This is a genomic window from Glutamicibacter sp. M10, from assembly GCF_025452055.1.
Lineage (GTDB): Bacteria > Actinomycetota > Actinomycetes > Actinomycetales > Micrococcaceae > Glutamicibacter.
This window is the reverse complement of the sequence record NZ_CP104918.1, coordinates 2,988,973-3,004,752: the sequence shown is the minus strand read 5'-3', so window position 1 is coordinate 3,004,752 and position 15,780 is coordinate 2,988,973. Positions and strand designations below refer to the sequence as shown.

Below are 15,780 nucleotides of genomic sequence, written 5' to 3'. Positions count from 1 at the left end.
GAACTATGGCCCCACGTACTCAGTCTCAGGGGACGAAGAAGCCGACGACGCGCAAACCCAAAGCGTCCGGTACTTCGCCCTCCAAGAAAACACCCGAGAATCCGGAACAGGAACTCGCCCTACCCTTACGCGCCCTGCGCAGCGTCTGGATGGGGATCGCTCGGATCTTTGGTGGCGCATTCCGCCGTATCGGTGGAACGGTGAACCCTGACTACGAACTTCGCCGTGACGGAACCGGGCTCTTCCTTGCCCTCATCGCGGTCACCGTAGCGATCATCGAATGGTGGGGCCTGCGAGAATCAGGATGGTTCGGTCAAGGTGTGCATGCCGTTGCCGGTGGCACCCTGGGCTTCATGGCAGTCTTATTGCCAGTGATTTTGTTCGTCGGTGCCTTCCGACTGTTCCGCTACCCAGAAGCAGTGACCGCCAACAACCGTATTGGTATTGGCCTGCTGATCATGACCCTTTCCGGTTCATCCATTGCATCGTTGGCTAAGGGCTCTCCTTCAGTCTCGGATGACTTTGAACTTTTGTGGAACGCCGGCGGTATGGTTGGCTCCATTTTGGGTACGCCACTGGGCATGCTGATCACCGTGCCAGGGGCCATGGCAGTGTTCATCTTCTTGGCGTTTATGTCCATTCTGATTGTCACCGCAACACCCTTCACCCAGATCCCTGAACGGATCCGCGGTGGTTACAACCGTTTGCTGGGCCAAGACCCGAACGCTACTCGTCCGGCACGTCAGGCGGCTGTCCCTGAGCTTGACTCAACGCGCGAGGACCACGACCAGTCCTACCTCTACCCAGATGAAGAGGCCCAGACGCCAGCTCCAAAAAGAAGAAGCCTGGCTTCTTTGAACGCCGTGCTGCTGCGGCCCGCCAGGTGACCGAGGTTTACGACGTAGATGGTCACGGTAGCGAGAGTACGGACCGTCCAGGTGATGTCGCCTACGACAAGGCAGTGATCGATCCTGCTGATGTCTCGGAAGCATCAACCACCTCATTGCCTGTAGCTCAGCGCAACTCGGGCAAGATCTTTGATGCCGATGAAGCGGCCACTCAGGCTATCGCTCGTCCAACCTTTGACGATGAAGCAGAAGACGCTTCTGAAGCTGCGACTCAGGCCATTGCCGAAACGTCGATTCCCAAGCCAGCTGGCCCACCACCTGGGGTGAAGCGCCCGACCAAGGCCGAAAGCGAAATGGCCGAGATCATGGCCAATATCGGCTTAAACGCTGAGCCGGAAGCTACCACTTCCGCCATGGATCAGGTGTCCTCGCGCGCCGCTGGCCTTTCCGCCGGCCCGCAGTCACCGATCCCTGCACGCAGCGAACAACTGCAGCTCTCCGGGGATGTCACATACACCTTGCCAGAGGACCACTACCTGCCTGCCGGCCCGCCGGCCAAGGAAGCGTCCGAAGCCAACCAGGTAGTAGTTGATGCACTGACTAATACCTTGCAGCAGTTCAAGGTTGATGCTCAGGTCACCGGCTTCTCCCGCGGACCTACGGTCACCCGCTACGAGATCGAACTTTCCCCGGGCACCAAGGTGGAAAAGGTCACCGCGCTGGCCAAGAACATCTCCTACGCCGTTGCTTCCTCTGACGTTCGTATCCTTTCTCCGATCCCGGGCAAATCCGCTATCGGTATCGAGATCCCGAATACCGACAAGGAAGTTGTCGCCCTCGGTGATGTGCTGCGCAGCAACAATGCGCGCAAGACCGAACACCCAATGGTGATGGGCGTGGGCAAGGACGTTGAAGGCGGCTTTGTTGTAGCGAATCTCGCCAAGATGCCTCACCTTTTGGTGGCAGGTGCTACCGGTGCAGGTAAGTCTTCGTTTGTGAATTCGATGATCACCTCCATCCTGATGCGCGCCACCCCTGATGAGGTGCGCATGGTGATGGTTGACCCTAAGCGCGTGGAACTTACCGCCTATGAGGGTGTGCCTCACCTGATCACCCCGATCATCACCAACCCGAAAAAGGCTGCCGAAGCCTTGGGCTGGGTGGTGCGTGAAATGGACACCCGCTACGACGACTTGGCCAACTTCGGCTTTAAGCACATCGACGACTTCAATAAGGCAGTTAAGGCTGGCAAGGTTCACCCGCCCGAAGGTTCCAAGCGAGTGCTTAAGCCCTACCCTTACCTTTTGGTGATTGTTGACGAGCTCGCAGACTTGATGATGGTCGCTCCACGCGATGTGGAAGAGTCCATCGTGCGTATCACCCAGCTGGCACGTGCTGCTGGTATCCACCTGGTGCTCGCTACCCAGCGTCCATCGGTGGATGTGGTGACTGGTCTGATCAAGGCCAACGTACCTTCGCGCATGGCCTTTGCAACCTCCTCGGTCACCGACTCCCGCGTGGTCTTGGACCAGCCAGGTGCCGAAAAGTTGCTTGGTCAAGGTGACGCCCTGTTCCTGCCTATGGGATCTTCCAAGCCGATGCGTGTGCAGGGTGCTTGGGTGACCGAATCTGAAATTCAGCGCGTGGTTGAACACGTCAAGACCCAGCTTTCACCTGAATACCGTGAAGACGTGATTCCGGTCGCCGAGAAGAAGAAGCAGATCGATGAGGACATCGGAGACGATCTGGATCTATTGCTGCAAGCCACCGAGCTTGTAGTGACCAGCCAGTTTGGTTCCACCTCGATGTTGCAGCGTAAGTTGCGTGTTGGTTTTGCCAAGGCCGGACGGCTCATGGACTTGATGGAATCGCGCGGCGTGGTTGGTCCTTCTGAAGGCTCCAAGGCCCGCGATGTACTCATCCAGCCCGATGACTTGCCGATGGTCCTTGCCGCTATGCGCGGCGATGATCCAGCCAACACGACCATGTCGGCCAGCGAGGCTGCCTTGGTCCAGGAGGCCAACGTAAACCACGCTGATCCGGTGGCGGAATACGCCGAGGATCTGGTGGCCAAGGACCTTGATGATCGAGAGCAAGCCGTGGACTACTTTGACGGCTCCGACGAACCTGGCGAAGACGCCTGGGACCTGACAGGAAGAAACTAATACCCATGAGCGAGCAAGCTGGCCCAGGCGCCCAGCCACCGGTACCGACGCTGAACATCGCCAACGTGCTCACCACCATCCGCATTATCATGGTGCCCTTCTTTGTGTGGGCACTGCTGGCCGATGACTCCGAGCAAGGCCTGTGGCGCTGGGTTGCTCTGGTGCTGTTTGTGCTGGCTATGTACACCGACAAGCTCGACGGGGATCTGGCCCGTAGTCGTGGGTTGATAACCAACTTCGGCAAGATCGCTGATCCGATCGCGGACAAGCTACTGACCGGTGCAGCGTTGGTTAGCTTCTCGATCTTGGCGGAGCTGCCTTGGTGGGTCACCATCGCGATCCTGGTTCGTGAGTGGGGCATCACCCTACTGCGCGTTGTGGTGATCCGTTACGGGGTGATCGCGGCCAATATGGGCGGCAAGATCAAGACCGTATTGCAGTCCGTGGTTATCGGACTGTACCTGTTGCCGTGGACTCAAGAGATTGCCTGGTTGCACACCGTGGCTTGGTACCTGATGCTACTGACCCTGGCGGTCACCGTGGTGACTGGCGTCGAGTACATCATCAAGGCCGGGCAGCTTGTTGCTGCCGCTAAGAAGCAGAAGTAAGGCGCCGGATCATGCTCAAGGCACAGGCACCCGCGGTGATTGCTGCCGCGATCGAACAAGGCGTACAGCTGGCCACTGCGGAGTCGTTGACCGCGGGGATGATCGCGGCGCGCTTGGCCGAAGTGCCCGGAGCTTCCGCAGTCTTGCGTGGGGGAGTTGTTAGCTATTCCTCGGACGTCAAGCGCGAGCTACTGAACGTGGATGCATCCTTGCTGCAGAGCAACGGCTCAGTGGATCCTGAAGTTGCACGCCAAATGGCCGTGGGTGCGTTGCGCGCATGCGGTGCGCAGCTGGCTATCTCGGCCACGGGCGTCGCCGGGCCAGAGGCTCACGATGGGAAGCCGGTAGGCACGGTCTTTATCGGATGGGCATGGGGTGCTGAGTCCGGGACTAAGGAGCACCACTTTGTGGGGGATCGCTCGCAGATTCGAGAGCAAAGCACTCAAGCGGCCATCCACCAGATGGCTGCCATGTTAGATAAAGCTTCTTCACAGTAAGACACGCAATACTATTTCTCCCGAGATATTTAGCAAAAATCGCCTTTTATGTGGCACGCGTCGCATTTTTCCGATTAGGCTGAGTTTAGGGAACAAAATCGTATGACCCACCGTTGTACGAATTACAGGGTCGCAAGGTTGGCCCCGTATTGAACAGATCTTCGAGATGGACCTAGGAGCAAAGGCTAAATTTATGGTCAAGCAACCCTTTACTGTCAATGGTGTTGTCCGTTGGCGCGATATGGGAGAAGCCCATACGGTCCAGCCCGAGAAGGAGGAGCACAAAATGGTAGTACTCCGTCATGAAATCGGCGATGTTCTGCGTGACGTCCGTCAACGCCAGGGTCGTACGCTTCGCGAGGTTTCGCATAGCGCCCGCGTATCCCTCGGATATCTTTCCGAAGTTGAGCGCGGTCAGAAGGAAGCCTCTTCTGAGCTGCTTTCCTCGATCTGCGTGGCACTAGAAATTCCACTGTCCCTGATGTTGCGCGAAGTTTCTGAACGCGTAGCCCTAGCCGAGGGTATTGCTATCCCAGATACCGTGCCAATGGACATGGCGAACGAATTCGCCGACAAGAGCACCGGCAAGCCATTGGCTTCGGTCTAAATTCAACAAGTCTTTTGGTTGCCGCAGCTCAGTAATCGGGTTACCGGAGCCACGCAAGGAGTCCACGTGTATTGCGTGGGCTCCTTGCCTATGTCATGGGAGAATAACTAGGTGAAAATCAGCGATTTCTGGCGCAATATGGAAGCCGAGTTCGGCCAGCGGTACTCGCATGTATTGGCCGACTCCATGGCACTGACCGAGTTGGACAGCCTGACGGCGTCTGAGGCAATAGACAAAGGGATCAAGCCTAAGCAGGTCTGGGAAGCATTGTGTCTGGCCCAGGACGTTCCGGCGGAACGCTGGCTTGGTATCGACATCGAACCCAAGGAGTCCTAGGAGGAAAATTCGAAAATTCTATTTTCGATCCTTCGAAAACCCTGTGTTGAATTTCGAACATCTGTTCGGATATGCTTATCCTAGAAGCAACGCAGGAAACTGCAACAAAAACTTACGCACTGAGATTGTCCACACTTGAGGGCTATCCGAGTCCAAAGTGTCGGTGGACGAGCATACTGTCTACAGCAGGACATAAATCATGAGCAGGTCGCTAGAGGCTTGCACGAGCAAAGGTGAACCATGGCAGCAAATAATGATCGAGAAAAGGCTCTAGAAGCTGTCCTCGGACAAATCGACAAGGCCTATGGCAAGGGCTCGGTCATGCGTTTGGGCGATGAAACCCGTGCACCAATTGAAGTAATTCCTACCGGTTCGGTCGCATTGGACGTCGCTCTGGGAATTGGCGGCCTGCCACGCGGTCGCGTGGTGGAGATCTATGGTCCAGAATCCTCGGGTAAGACCACCGTTGCCTTGCATGCTGTAGCCAGTGCGCAGCGGGCCGGCGGCGTTGCAGCATTCATCGATGCTGAGCACGCTTTGGATCCTGAATACGCCAAGAAGCTCGGTGTGGACACCGACGCCCTGCTTGTTTCTCAGCCAGATACCGGTGAGCAAGCATTGGAAATCATGGATATGCTCGTGGGCTCAGGCGCACTAGACATCATCGTCATTGACTCCGTTGCCGCCTTGGTTCCCCGTGCAGAAATTGAAGGCGAAATGGGCGACAGCCACGTTGGCCTTCAGGCTCGTCTGATGTCGCAGGCACTGCGTAAGATCACCGGCCGCCTCTCGCACTCGAAGACCACTGCAGTCTTCATCAACCAGTTGCGTGAAAAGATCGGTGTCTTCTTCGGCAGCCCAGAAACCACCACCGGCGGTAAGGCACTGAAGTTCTACGCTTCGGTTCGTATTGATATCCGTCGAATTGAAACCTTGAAAGAGGGCACCAACCCAGTTGGTAACCGCACTCGTTGCAAGGTTGTCAAAAACAAGATGGCTCCTCCTTTCAAGCAAGCAGAATTCGATATCCTTTACGGTCACGGAATCTCGCGTGAAGGCTCCCTCATCGACATGGGTGTAGAGCACAACCTGGTCAAGAAGTCCGGTGCTTGGTTCACCTATGACGGAGACCAGCTGGGACAGGGTAAGGAAAACGCTCGTCGCTTCCTGCGCGATAACCCAGATCTGTCTGATGAACTAGAACGTCAGATCTTGCAGAAGCTTGGCGTCATACCTAAGGACGAAGCTGAAGAAGACGAGACAGAACTGCGAGTTGTCGAGGGCGACAAGTAGTGAGCTCAAGCTTCCAACGACGTAGCGTCCGACCCGGATACAAATCCGGGTCGGACGCTACGTCCGTTTCCAAAGAGTTTCAGGGTGACTTTGAGGACATGCCAGACTGGGCCAAGCCTGATCCGGAAGAAATCCAATCGAAGCTTGCTGCCAAAGCCAATGAGCCGCGAGCTAGCACAGAGCAAAAGCCTGTCATTATTGCGCCTTTGCCTCAGGAGGATGACAAAAAACCTGAGAGCATCGACGAAATTCGCGAAGCCATGCAACGCATCGTTGCGGCACCGGTAACACCTGCGCCAGCAATACCTTCAAAAAAGAACGACGCGAGACGCGTGCAGCGCGTAAGGCAGCTCGTGAATCGGGAGAACCCGAAGAGCTTAGCGATGATCAGTGGCGAGAAAAAGCTCGCGGTATCTTGCTTCGCCAACTAACGGCTGGTGACAAGACTGCCAAGCAGCTCAAAGATAAACTGCTGGACAAGGAATGCCCAGAAGAGATCGCTGATGAAGTCATCGAGCGCTATGCAGAGATCAATTTGGTTGATGACCAACGATTCGCCAAGTCCTGGGTAGTCACTCGTGCCCGTTCACGCGGACTTGCCCGCGGAGCCATCAAACACGAGCTACGTTCTAAAGGCGTGGACGATGAACTTGCGGCCGAGGCGCTCGAACAAATTGACGACGAGGCTGAGGAACAGCGAGCTCGTGAACTTGTCCGTGCCAAACTACGCCCAGAATCGATGGGGGTAGATCGAGATAGGTCGCTGCGCCGGTTGGTAGGAATGCTCGGGCGTAAAGGTTACAACGGCGGTATGGCCTTTAAAGTTGCTCGCGAAGAATGGGAAGAGCGCTTCGGATCTGAGATCTAGCGGTCACTCTCGCCGTTTGGAATGCCTGCTCAACCGGAAGATCCAATCATCCACGCTCTGGAAGACCCAGATGCTTATGACGCACACGCCAACAAGCACCGAGATCAGCCCAATATTAAAGAGCAATTTATCTGTTTTGTAATCGATCGGCGGGATGACACCGATCGTAATCGGTACGACCAGCACGAGTAGAGCCGTTAGCGAAGCCATCCACCAATGAAATTTTTTCATGCCCCGCGAGAGATTTGGCCGCGGTGGAGTGGAACTTGTTGACCGCTTTCGGGAGCTACGCATGCCCAAGTTTCCTCGTCTTAGATGATCTTGTACCCGACTACTCTGATTTATCTTATCTGGAAGATCAACGCAGGCGACGGCCCGACAAGATCACCGCCGTAGGTGGGGGAGCCGGGGTTCACCCTAGGGTTACCTATATTTCTGTACCACCGAAGTTTCGGTAATCTTAACGGGTGACTGAGCAACAAACCAATAGCAACTCGACCGCTGAAGAAGCGACGCGAACCTATGAAGTGCGTACCTTTGGCTGCCAAATGAATGTCCATGACTCTGAGCGTCTTTCAGGTCTGTTAGAAAACGCGGGACTGAACCGCAAACCAGAAGAGCGCGAAGATGAAGTCGCCGATGTCGTCGTCTTTAACACCTGCGCAGTTCGCGAGAATGCGGACAATAAGCTTTACGGAAACCTCGGTATTCTCAAAAACATCAAAGCAGAACGTCCAACCATGCAGATCGCTGTGGGCGGCTGCCTTGCCCAGAAGGATCGAGACTCGATCCTCAAAAAGGCACCTTGGGTAGATGTCGTTTTTGGCACCCACAATATTGGTTCTCTACCCACGTTGCTGGCTCGTTCAGAGCACAACAAAAAGGCGGAGCTGGAGATCCTTGAATCGTTGGATGTCTTTCCATCCACTTTGCCTACGCGACGTGAGTCGGTTTACGCCGGGTGGGTCTCCATTTCGGTGGGCTGCAATAACACCTGCACATTCTGCATTGTTCCTTCCCTGCGCGGTAAGGAACGAGACCGGCGACCAGGAGAAATTCTGGCGGAGATTCAAGCACTCGTTGATGATGGTGCCATTGAGGTCACTCTTTTAGGTCAGAACGTAAACTCGTACGGAGTCGAATTTGGTGACCGTCTAGCTTTCGGCAAATTATTGCGTGCCTGCGGAGAGATCCAGGGACTGGAACGCGTCCGGTTCACCAGTCCACACCCTGCTGCGTTCACTGATGACGTCATCGAGGCGATGTCCCAGACTCCCAATGTCATGCCACAGTTGCACATGCCACTGCAGTCCGGTTCAGACAAGGTGCTCAAGGATATGCGCCGTTCCTATCGCTCCAAAAAATTCTTGGGCATCTTGGACAAAGTCCGCGAACAAATTCCGAATGCAGCGATAACTACCGACATCATTGTTGGATTCCCCGGAGAAACCGAAGAAGATTTCCAAGCGACCATGGATGTTGTGGAAGCGTCGCGATTCGCCTCCGCCTTCACCTTCCAATATTCCAAGCGGCCCGGGACACCGGCAGCAACTTTGGAAGATCAGCTGCCCAAAGCAGTGGTCCAAGAACGCTACGAACGTCTCACCGCTTTGCAAGATCGGATCTCCAAAGAGGAGAACGCCAAGCAACTTGGCCGTACTGTTGAGGTTATGGTTACCGAACAATCCGGACGAAAGTCTGAAGAAACGCACCGCATGGCCGGTCGGGCACAGGACCAGCGTCTTGTTCACTTCTCAGTGCCGGCCGGTGCACCAACCCCTCGACCCGGAGATTTAGTGACCTTACCAATTACCGAAGTAGCTGCCTTCCACTTAGTCTCAGATCCGAGCCTGGAACAGTTTGAACTACGTCGTTCGCGCGCCGGAGATGCGTGGGATCGGGCGCAGGCAGAAAGCTGCGGTGTACCGAGTATAGGAACTAGCTCTACTGCTGGCCGTGCAAATTTGGGTATGCCAACTTTGAAGGTGCGCAGCTAGCCGAATGAGAAATTCTCAATTACCAGTCATCGCAGTAGTCGGTCCCACCGGCACCGGAAAATCCGATCTAGCCATCGCCCTCGCCCAGGAACTGGACGGGGAAATTGTCAACTCCGATGCGCTTCAGTTTTACCGCGGCATGGATATTGGAACAGCAAAACTTCCTGTGTCCGAACGTGGCGGAGTTGCGCACCACTTGATGGATACCTTGTCCATTACTCAGGAAGCTTCCGTGGCTACCTTCCAAGCCCAAGCACGAGAGCATTTTGCGAATATCCGGGCACGCGAAAAAGTCCCGGTTATGGTGGGCGGTTCGGGCCTCTACGTGCGTGCTGCCTTGGACGTGATCGATTTTCCGCCCACCGATCCTGATGTTCGTCAGCGCTTGGACGCAGAAGTTCAAGCTATGGGCGACGGAGACTTGCGCCGTAGACTAGCTGATGTTGATCCCATTTCAGCTGCGCGAAATCTTGATGTGCGTCGAGCTGTCAGGGCATTAGAAGTTTTTGAAATCTCGGGCCGACCCTTCAGCTCATACATGCCACAGCGCGAGTATTTTGCTCCCGCCATTCAGATCGGACTAAATTACGATCGCTCGGCGTTGCATGAAGCATTGGAATCACGCGTACACAAAATGGATGCGATGGGACTAGCCGAAGAAGTTGCAGGACTGCTCGAACACGGGCTACGTGAGGGAAAAACTGCTTCACGCGCCATCGGTTATCAGCAGTACACCGATTATCTCGATGGAGAAATCAGTAGGGCTGAGGCAATCAACCAGACTGTTATCGCCACCCGTAAATTTGCCCGTCGTCAGATCACCTGGTTCAACGCTGACCCGCGGGTGAGCTGGCTGAATCCCACTGAACCGGACCTGATTGGTAAAGCACTTTCCCTCGTTGGCTCGGCCAGCGAAGCACCAACACGCTAGGAGTATCGATGTACACCACCGAACTAGAACAATTAGCTGGGCAACCTTTCGCTAAAGGTCACGCCACGGGAAACGACTTTGTTTTGATCTCGGACCCAGAAGGCCAGCTAGACCTGAGCGAACAGCAAGTAGCAGCGCTGTGCCATCGGCGCTTTGGCATTGGTGGTGACGGATTGATCCGTGCAGTTCCCACCGCTCAGGTCTCTGGATACCAGACACAGGCCGTGGAGAATCCAGACGCTTATTGGTTCATGGACTACCGCAATGGCGATGGCTCGATTGCTGAAATGTGCGGCAACGGTGTACGCGCTTTTGCTCACTTTCTTATTGCAGAGGGATTAGTCGATCTGCAGGTAGGTCAGAGCATCCAGATCGGTAGTCGCGCAGGGATCAAAACCATTACCCGGATTGTCGATGGTTATGCAGTGAATCTTGGACCATGGGGATTGATCCATGAAGAGAAAGCTACGGCAGAGTCCGTCGATTCCATGGTTAAGCCTCGCGGCTGGGAGCAGGCCCTTCCAGCTTTGAGCATCACTATGGGTAACCCGCACACCGTGGTGGCATTACCTGACCTCGACATGCTTGAAAGCCTTGATCTATTCCAGGCCCCAGATGTGGCTCCAACACCACCTAACGGCACCAACGTTGAATTTGTGGTGCCTAGTGATCCGTTGATCGAAGAAGACGGTGTAGCTCAAGTGCGCATGCGAGTACATGAACGTGGAGTCGGAGAGACGCTGTCATGTGGCACTGGCGCGTGTGCGGCAGCAGCTGCCGTCCGCTACTGGGCTCGCGGCACAGCATTGATCAACCAATGGGCGGTGGCAGTTCCCGGAGGCGTAGTCGGCGTAGAGTTCCGTGAAAATGCGGCCGGGGAGAAGACACGATTCTTTCTGGCCCGGCTGAGCTTGTGGGCCGCGGGGTAATCGGCGCTGCCTAAAGGTCTTTGAGCAAAGCAAAAAACTGCAGGACCTAGTTTCAACTAGGTCCTGCAGTTTTTCTGTTCAGCTTAGGCCGGACGTGAAACCTTCAGTACACGGAACGCTTTGGACGTCGCTTCGCGAGTCACCGACCATTGTGCTGGCAATTGCTCAACAAGCCACTTTTGCAAGGAATCACTGCCCAGGTTCTTTTGGACTACCAGCCAGGCATCTCCGCCCGGTGCCAAGCGCGGAAGCCACAGCAGCAACAGCTCGTGTAGTGCTTCCTTGCCGATGCGAATTGGGGGATTGGACCAGATCGTATCGAACTGAAGCTGAGGGTCAACGGAATCGGGGGTACCGACAATGACATTTTTCAGCCCCAAACTCTGCGCATTCAGTCGCGTCAGTTCGATGGAACGTTCATTAACATCTAAGCCATAAACTTCGGATTCGGGAGACTGCTCCGCCGCAGTCAAGGTAATCGGTCCCCAACCGCAGCCAATGTCCAATACGCGTCCGCGCGGGGTCGGGACGTATTGCAAGAGAACAGCAGTGCCCTTGTCTAGCCCGGTGGGTGAGAAGATCCCAGAAGCCGTCTGAACCTTGCGAGTCGAGCCATTAAGCTCAACCTCAATGGTGCGACGTTCGTCTGCCGAAGCCGGGCTGGCGGTGAAGTAATGATCCGAGGTCATGACCAAAGTTTATCGTTGTGCGTCGTCGGGCCAAAGACCAGCGCATTCAACGTGATCAAAGCGATATAGGCAAGCAGAATTTTCACTGATAGAGTTTTCCGTATGACTTTCGTATTCGTCTAAGACGTAACCGCTGTGGTTACCTCGTGATTTCCCTGAAGCAGGCGTGCCGATTTGGCGTGCCCGAACAGCGAATCAGTAGACGGCGAAGTCTTTTTGTTTTCCGTAAGTTGTGCATCACACTCCTTGCCAATCGACTTTGCGCCTCGGTAACCCAGCATTCACCTGACTAACTGCAGATTTGATTGCCTTTGCAAAGGATTACGAATGAGTGATGAAACGACTGACTCCCAACGCGCCACGTCGCGAAGTGGGGGTCCTCGGCACTATTCTGGAAAGCGAAGTACTTCTAAGGAGACCATGACTAACTCCGAGTCACACGAGCACGATTCGGCATCAATGGATGATGCCCAGATCCAGGCCGCTATCGACCGGATCCTCGAAGCTGATGAAGCCCAGAGTCCACAAATCCAGCACTTCGGCGAGGAAGATTCTTCAATCTTCTCCGGCCAAGCTACAGCGCTGAACCGTTTCTCTTCTGGCCTGTCCCAGTTCGACGGAGACCAAGACGATCTAGCTGAGCGACGCGCTCTGCGTCGTGTTGCCGGCCTGTCTACCGAGCTGGAAGACGTTACCGAGGTTGAGTATCGCCAGCTGCGCCTAGAACGCGTAGTCCTTGCCGGCATTTGGAACGAAGGCACAGTTACTGATGCCGAAAACTCCCTGCGTGAACTAGCTGCACTGGCTGAGACCGCTGGCTCTGAGGTTCTTGACGGCGTCGTTCAGCGACGCAGCAAGCCAGACCCTTCGACCTTCCTTGGATCAGGCAAGGCTGAAGAACTGCGCGGAATCGTTGCCTCAACCGGCGCCGATACCGTTGTTGTTGACGCCGAACTGGCACCTTCCCAGCGCCGTGCGCTGGAGGATATCGTCAAGGTCAAGGTTATTGACCGCACCAGCTTGATTCTCGATATCTTTGCACAGCATGCGGCATCCCGTGAGGGTAAAGCTCAGGTCGAGCTTGCTCAGCTTGAATATCTTCTGCCACGCCTTCGCGGTTGGGGTGAGTCGATGTCTCGTCAGGCTGGTGGCCGTGTTGGTGCTGCCGGTGGCGGTATCGGTTCGCGTGGACCTGGTGAAACCAAGATTGAAATGGATCGCCGCCGTATTCGCGACCGCATGGCCAAGCTTCGCCGTGAAATCAAGGCGATGAAGCCGGCTCGTGAGGCCAAGCGCGCCAACCGAAAACGCAACGAAGTTCCGGCTGTAGCTATCGCTGGATACACCAACGCCGGGAAGTCCTCGTTGCTTAATCGCCTGACTAACGCTGGGGTTTTGGTGGAGAACGCACTGTTCGCCACCTTGGATCCAACCGTGCGTCAGTCCTCCACGGAAGACGGTCTGACCTACACCCTGGCCGACACGGTCGGTTTTGTGTCGAACCTTCCAACACAGCTGGTGGAAGCCTTCCGCTCAACCTTGGAAGAAATCGCGGATTCGGATCTGATCTTGCACGTGGTTGACGCTGCGCATCCGGATCCCGAAGGACAGATTCAAGCGGTACGCACGGTGCTCGGCGAAGTTGACGCACTGAACATCCCTGAAGTTATTGTGCTGAACAAAGCCGATGTTGCTGACCCATTTGTCATTGAACGTATCCGTAACCGTGAATCGAACACGTCGGTGGTTTCGGCGCACACGGGTGAAGGAATTGAAGAGCTGCTTGAAAAGATCAGCGCCTTGATTCCACGACCCGGAATTCAGCTTGAAGTTCTTATTCCTTACAACCGTGGGGATTTGATCGCGAAGCTACACCAGAGTGAATCTGAAATTCTGGAAAGTGAATATTTAGATGATGGCACTCGGATGATCGTCAAGGTACGTGATTCCTTGGCTGCAGAGTTGGAGAACTTCAACATTCATGGATAAGCAAGAGCAGGCCCTGGAACTTCTCGAGGCCGCGGTCACTTCCATGGGTGGTGCCATGCGCACGGGCCAACAGGAAATGGTCAAGCATGTGGTGACCGCCTTGGAAGATGAAGAACACTTGCTGGTGCAGGCCGGCACCGGAACGGGTAAGTCCATGGGCTACCTGATTCCGGCGCTGGCTCACGCGCAAACTAGCGCTAAGCCAGTGATTGTCTCCACCGCTACGCTGGCACTGCAGGCGCAGATTGTCGGTCGTGACGTGCCACGGTTACTCGAATCTCTCAAGGGCAAGCTCTCGCGTCCCATGGATGTCGCCCTGCTCAAGGGGCGCTCAAATTATCTGTGCCAATATAAACTCGGCGGCGGATACCCAGATGATGAAGGCACGCTGTTCACTATGGATGAGCCGGCCGTCCCTGCGGGCACGACCTACTCACCGCTAGCCAGCGAAGTCTTAAAGCTTCGTGAATGGGCTGATCGTACCGATACCGGTGACCGTGACGAACTGGTTCCTGGCGTCAGCGACAAGGCATGGAAACAGGTTTCAGTTTCAGCAATGGAATGCCTGGGATCTCAAAAGTGCCCCATGGCAGACGAATGCTTCTCCGAGATGGCTCGCGCGCGGGCATCTGAAGCAGACGTCGTGATTACCAACCACGCCTTGCTAGCCGTCTCAGCTTTCGAAGGCCTGTCGGTACTTCCAGACTTTGAAGTAGCAATCATTGACGAGGCCCACGAGCTTCAAGACCGAGTGACAAGCTCGGTCTCTGGAGCATTGTCGGCGCGTACCGTAATGACAGCCGCAGGCGGTGCTAAACGCCATTGCGGAGTCAACGTAGATGAGATGGTCAAGGCTTCCAACCGGCTTGAAAAGTCTTTGACCGGAATTCCTACCGGCCTGCTAGAACAGGGTCTGCGTGAGGATATGGGCATTGCCCTCAACGACATTGTGGAGCAGGCCCGGCTCATTCTTGCATTGTCCAAACCGGAAGCCAATGCACCAGCAGATGGCGGACGGCAGACCGCTCGATCCCAGATGCAGGCAGTGATGGATGATGCCATCCGTATGCTTGAATCCGAAGAACGCCGAGAAGTCCTCTACACAACTCGACCACGCGAATTTGTGGAAGGCCGCGGATATGTTGAAGCTGACGATTCGCAACCGGCAACACTCAACGTGGCACCATTGTCGGTGGCGGGAAAGCTCCGAGAGGGGCTATTCGACGGCCGCACTGTAGTGCTGACCAGCGCAACACTGGCTATCGGTTCGCAGTTTGATGCGGTAGCGGGTTCCTTGGGATTGATGGGTGCAGGAGCTCCGACCTGGACCGGCGTTGACGTAGGTAGTCCATTTGACTACCCAAAGCAGGGCATTCTCTACGTTGCCAAGCACCTACCCAAGCCGGGCCGGCAGCTAGCCGCGGAGACCTTGGACGAAATCGAGGACCTGATCAAGGCCTCGGGCGGTGGCGCACTGGCGCTATTCACTTCCAAACGCTCAGCAGAGGAAGCTGCCAGCATCCTTCGGGAACGATTGGACGTGGAGATTCTGTGCCAGGGCGAAGCAAGCATGAAATCCTTGGTTGAACAGTTTGCAGCTGAACGCGACACCTGTCTCTTTGGCACGATGACCCTGTGGCAAGGTGTCGACGTACCCGGAGATTCCTGCCGACTCGTGATCATCGACAAGATTCCCTTCCCGCGTCCGGATGACCCGATTTCTAAAGCCCGCACCGAGGATGTTGCTAAACACGGCGGCAATGGCTTTATGCAGGTCTCAGCGACTCATGCTGCCATCCGGTTGGCGCAGGGTGCAGGACGACTCATTCGCTCTATCAATGACCGCGGAGTTGTGGCGGTTTTGGATTCACGCATGGCCACTGCACGCTATGGCAGCTTCTTGAAGGCCACGCTGCCACCGATGTGGCCCACCGTGGATAAGAAGGTTATTACCGGTGTCCTAGAGCGGCTCAAACCCGAAGAAGAGAAGTAGGCGTAAGCACCTACGGTGCGCCATCTAGAT

General features: G+C 55.5%; 13 protein-coding genes and 1 pseudogene. 13 read left to right on the top strand and 1 reads right to left on the bottom strand.

Going from position 1 to position 15,780, the window contains the following annotated elements; all coding sequences use genetic code 11:
- Positions 1–5: 5 nt before the first annotated feature.
- The 11 genes and pseudogenes from N6V40_RS14600 to dapF all read left to right on the top strand — a co-directional run bounded on the left by N6V40_RS14600 (position 6) and on the right by dapF (position 11,079).
- A pseudogene (locus N6V40_RS14600) lies at positions 6–3,013 on the top strand (DNA translocase FtsK 4TM domain-containing protein).
- Between the two features lie 5 nt (positions 3,014–3,018).
- Entirely contained in the window at positions 3,019–3,621 is a 603-nt protein-coding gene (gene pgsA, locus N6V40_RS14595; RefSeq protein WP_262198085.1) for a CDP-diacylglycerol--glycerol-3-phosphate 3-phosphatidyltransferase, read from the top strand.
- An 11-nt stretch (positions 3,622–3,632) separates the two neighbouring features.
- Entirely contained in the window at positions 3,633–4,118 is a 486-nt protein-coding gene (locus tag N6V40_RS14590; protein ID WP_131089930.1) for a CinA family protein, read from the top strand.
- Between the two features lie 193 nt (positions 4,119–4,311).
- The gene (locus N6V40_RS14585) at positions 4,312–4,725 is read left to right on the top strand and encodes a helix-turn-helix domain-containing protein (RefSeq protein WP_131089929.1); all 414 of its coding nucleotides are present in this window, start codon (positions 4,312–4,314) and stop codon (positions 4,723–4,725) included.
- A gap of 111 nt (positions 4,726–4,836) precedes the next feature.
- Positions 4,837–5,061 carry a DUF3046 domain-containing protein gene (locus N6V40_RS14580; RefSeq protein ID WP_131089928.1) on the top strand — a complete coding sequence of 75 codons (225 nt, stop codon included), beginning with the start codon at positions 4,837–4,839 and terminating at the stop codon, positions 5,059–5,061.
- 240 nt (positions 5,062–5,301) lie between these two features.
- Positions 5,302–6,354, top strand: coding sequence for a recombinase RecA (recA, locus tag N6V40_RS14575; RefSeq protein ID WP_131089927.1), 1,053 nt, complete (start codon positions 5,302–5,304; stop codon positions 6,352–6,354).
- 98 nt (positions 6,355–6,452) lie between these two features.
- Positions 6,453–6,785, top strand: a complete 333-nt coding sequence (locus N6V40_RS14570; protein WP_262198082.1) for a hypothetical protein — start codon at positions 6,453–6,455, stop codon at positions 6,783–6,785.
- Entirely contained in the window at positions 6,770–7,222 is a 453-nt protein-coding gene (locus N6V40_RS14565; protein WP_262198080.1) for a regulatory protein RecX, read from the top strand. The genes N6V40_RS14570 and N6V40_RS14565 overlap by 16 nt, the downstream gene beginning before the upstream one ends.
- 467 nt (positions 7,223–7,689) lie before the next feature.
- Positions 7,690–9,219 (top strand): tRNA (N6-isopentenyl adenosine(37)-C2)-methylthiotransferase MiaB, encoded by a 1,530-nt coding sequence (gene miaB, locus N6V40_RS14560; protein ID WP_262198078.1) that lies wholly within the window; start codon positions 7,690–7,692, stop codon positions 9,217–9,219.
- Between the two features lie 4 nt (positions 9,220–9,223).
- Entirely contained in the window at positions 9,224–10,150 is a 927-nt protein-coding gene (miaA, locus tag N6V40_RS14555; protein ID WP_262198077.1) for a tRNA (adenosine(37)-N6)-dimethylallyltransferase MiaA, read from the top strand.
- An 8-nt stretch (positions 10,151–10,158) separates the two neighbouring features.
- Complete coding sequence (gene dapF / locus N6V40_RS14550; RefSeq protein ID WP_315973705.1) at positions 10,159–11,079, top strand: diaminopimelate epimerase; 921 nt, start codon at positions 10,159–10,161, stop codon at positions 11,077–11,079.
- 83 nt (positions 11,080–11,162) lie between these two features.
- On the opposite strand, the gene N6V40_RS14545 is transcribed toward dapF, so the two are convergent.
- The gene (locus N6V40_RS14545; RefSeq protein ID WP_131089921.1) at positions 11,163–11,768 is read right to left on the bottom strand and encodes a class I SAM-dependent methyltransferase; all 606 of its coding nucleotides are present in this window, start codon (positions 11,766–11,768) and stop codon (positions 11,163–11,165) included.
- Positions 11,769–12,188: 420 nt separating this feature from the next.
- Here N6V40_RS14545 and hflX point away from each other — a divergent pair, with 420 nt between their 5' ends.
- Together hflX and N6V40_RS14535 are read left to right on the top strand one after the other, a co-directional pair.
- Complete coding sequence (gene hflX, locus N6V40_RS14540) at positions 12,189–13,757, top strand: GTPase HflX (RefSeq protein WP_131089920.1); 1,569 nt, start codon at positions 12,189–12,191, stop codon at positions 13,755–13,757.
- Positions 13,750–15,750: an ATP-dependent DNA helicase gene (locus N6V40_RS14535; RefSeq protein ID WP_131089919.1), complete on the top strand. Its 2,001-nt coding sequence runs from the start codon at positions 13,750–13,752 to the stop codon at positions 15,748–15,750. Before hflX ends, N6V40_RS14535 begins: the two co-directional genes overlap by 8 nt.
- Positions 15,751–15,780: the final 30 nt, after the last annotated feature.

Bases quoted from the DNA above. Each gene is read 5' to 3' on its own strand.
- hflX (WP_131089920.1), top strand. From the start codon at position 12,189: ATGACTAACTCCGAGTCACACGAGCACGATTCGGCATCAATGGATGAT.
- miaA (WP_262198077.1), top strand. From the start codon at position 9,224: ATGAGAAATTCTCAATTACCAGTCATCGCAGTAGTCGGTCCCACCGGC.
- N6V40_RS14535 (WP_131089919.1), top strand. From the start codon at position 13,750: ATGGATAAGCAAGAGCAGGCCCTGGAACTTCTCGAGGCCGCGGTCACT.
- N6V40_RS14545 (WP_131089921.1), bottom strand. From the start codon at position 11,768: ATGACCTCGGATCATTACTTCACCGCCAGCCCGGCTTCGGCAGACGAA.
- N6V40_RS14585 (WP_131089929.1), top strand. From the start codon at position 4,312: ATGGTCAAGCAACCCTTTACTGTCAATGGTGTTGTCCGTTGGCGCGAT.
- dapF (WP_315973705.1), top strand. From the start codon at position 10,159: ATGTACACCACCGAACTAGAACAATTAGCTGGGCAACCTTTCGCTAAA.
- N6V40_RS14570 (WP_262198082.1), top strand. From the start codon at position 6,453: ATGCCAGACTGGGCCAAGCCTGATCCGGAAGAAATCCAATCGAAGCTT.
- recA (WP_131089927.1), top strand. From the start codon at position 5,302: ATGGCAGCAAATAATGATCGAGAAAAGGCTCTAGAAGCTGTCCTCGGA.
- N6V40_RS14590 (WP_131089930.1), top strand. From the start codon at position 3,633: ATGCTCAAGGCACAGGCACCCGCGGTGATTGCTGCCGCGATCGAACAA.
- pgsA (WP_262198085.1), top strand. From the start codon at position 3,019: ATGAGCGAGCAAGCTGGCCCAGGCGCCCAGCCACCGGTACCGACGCTG.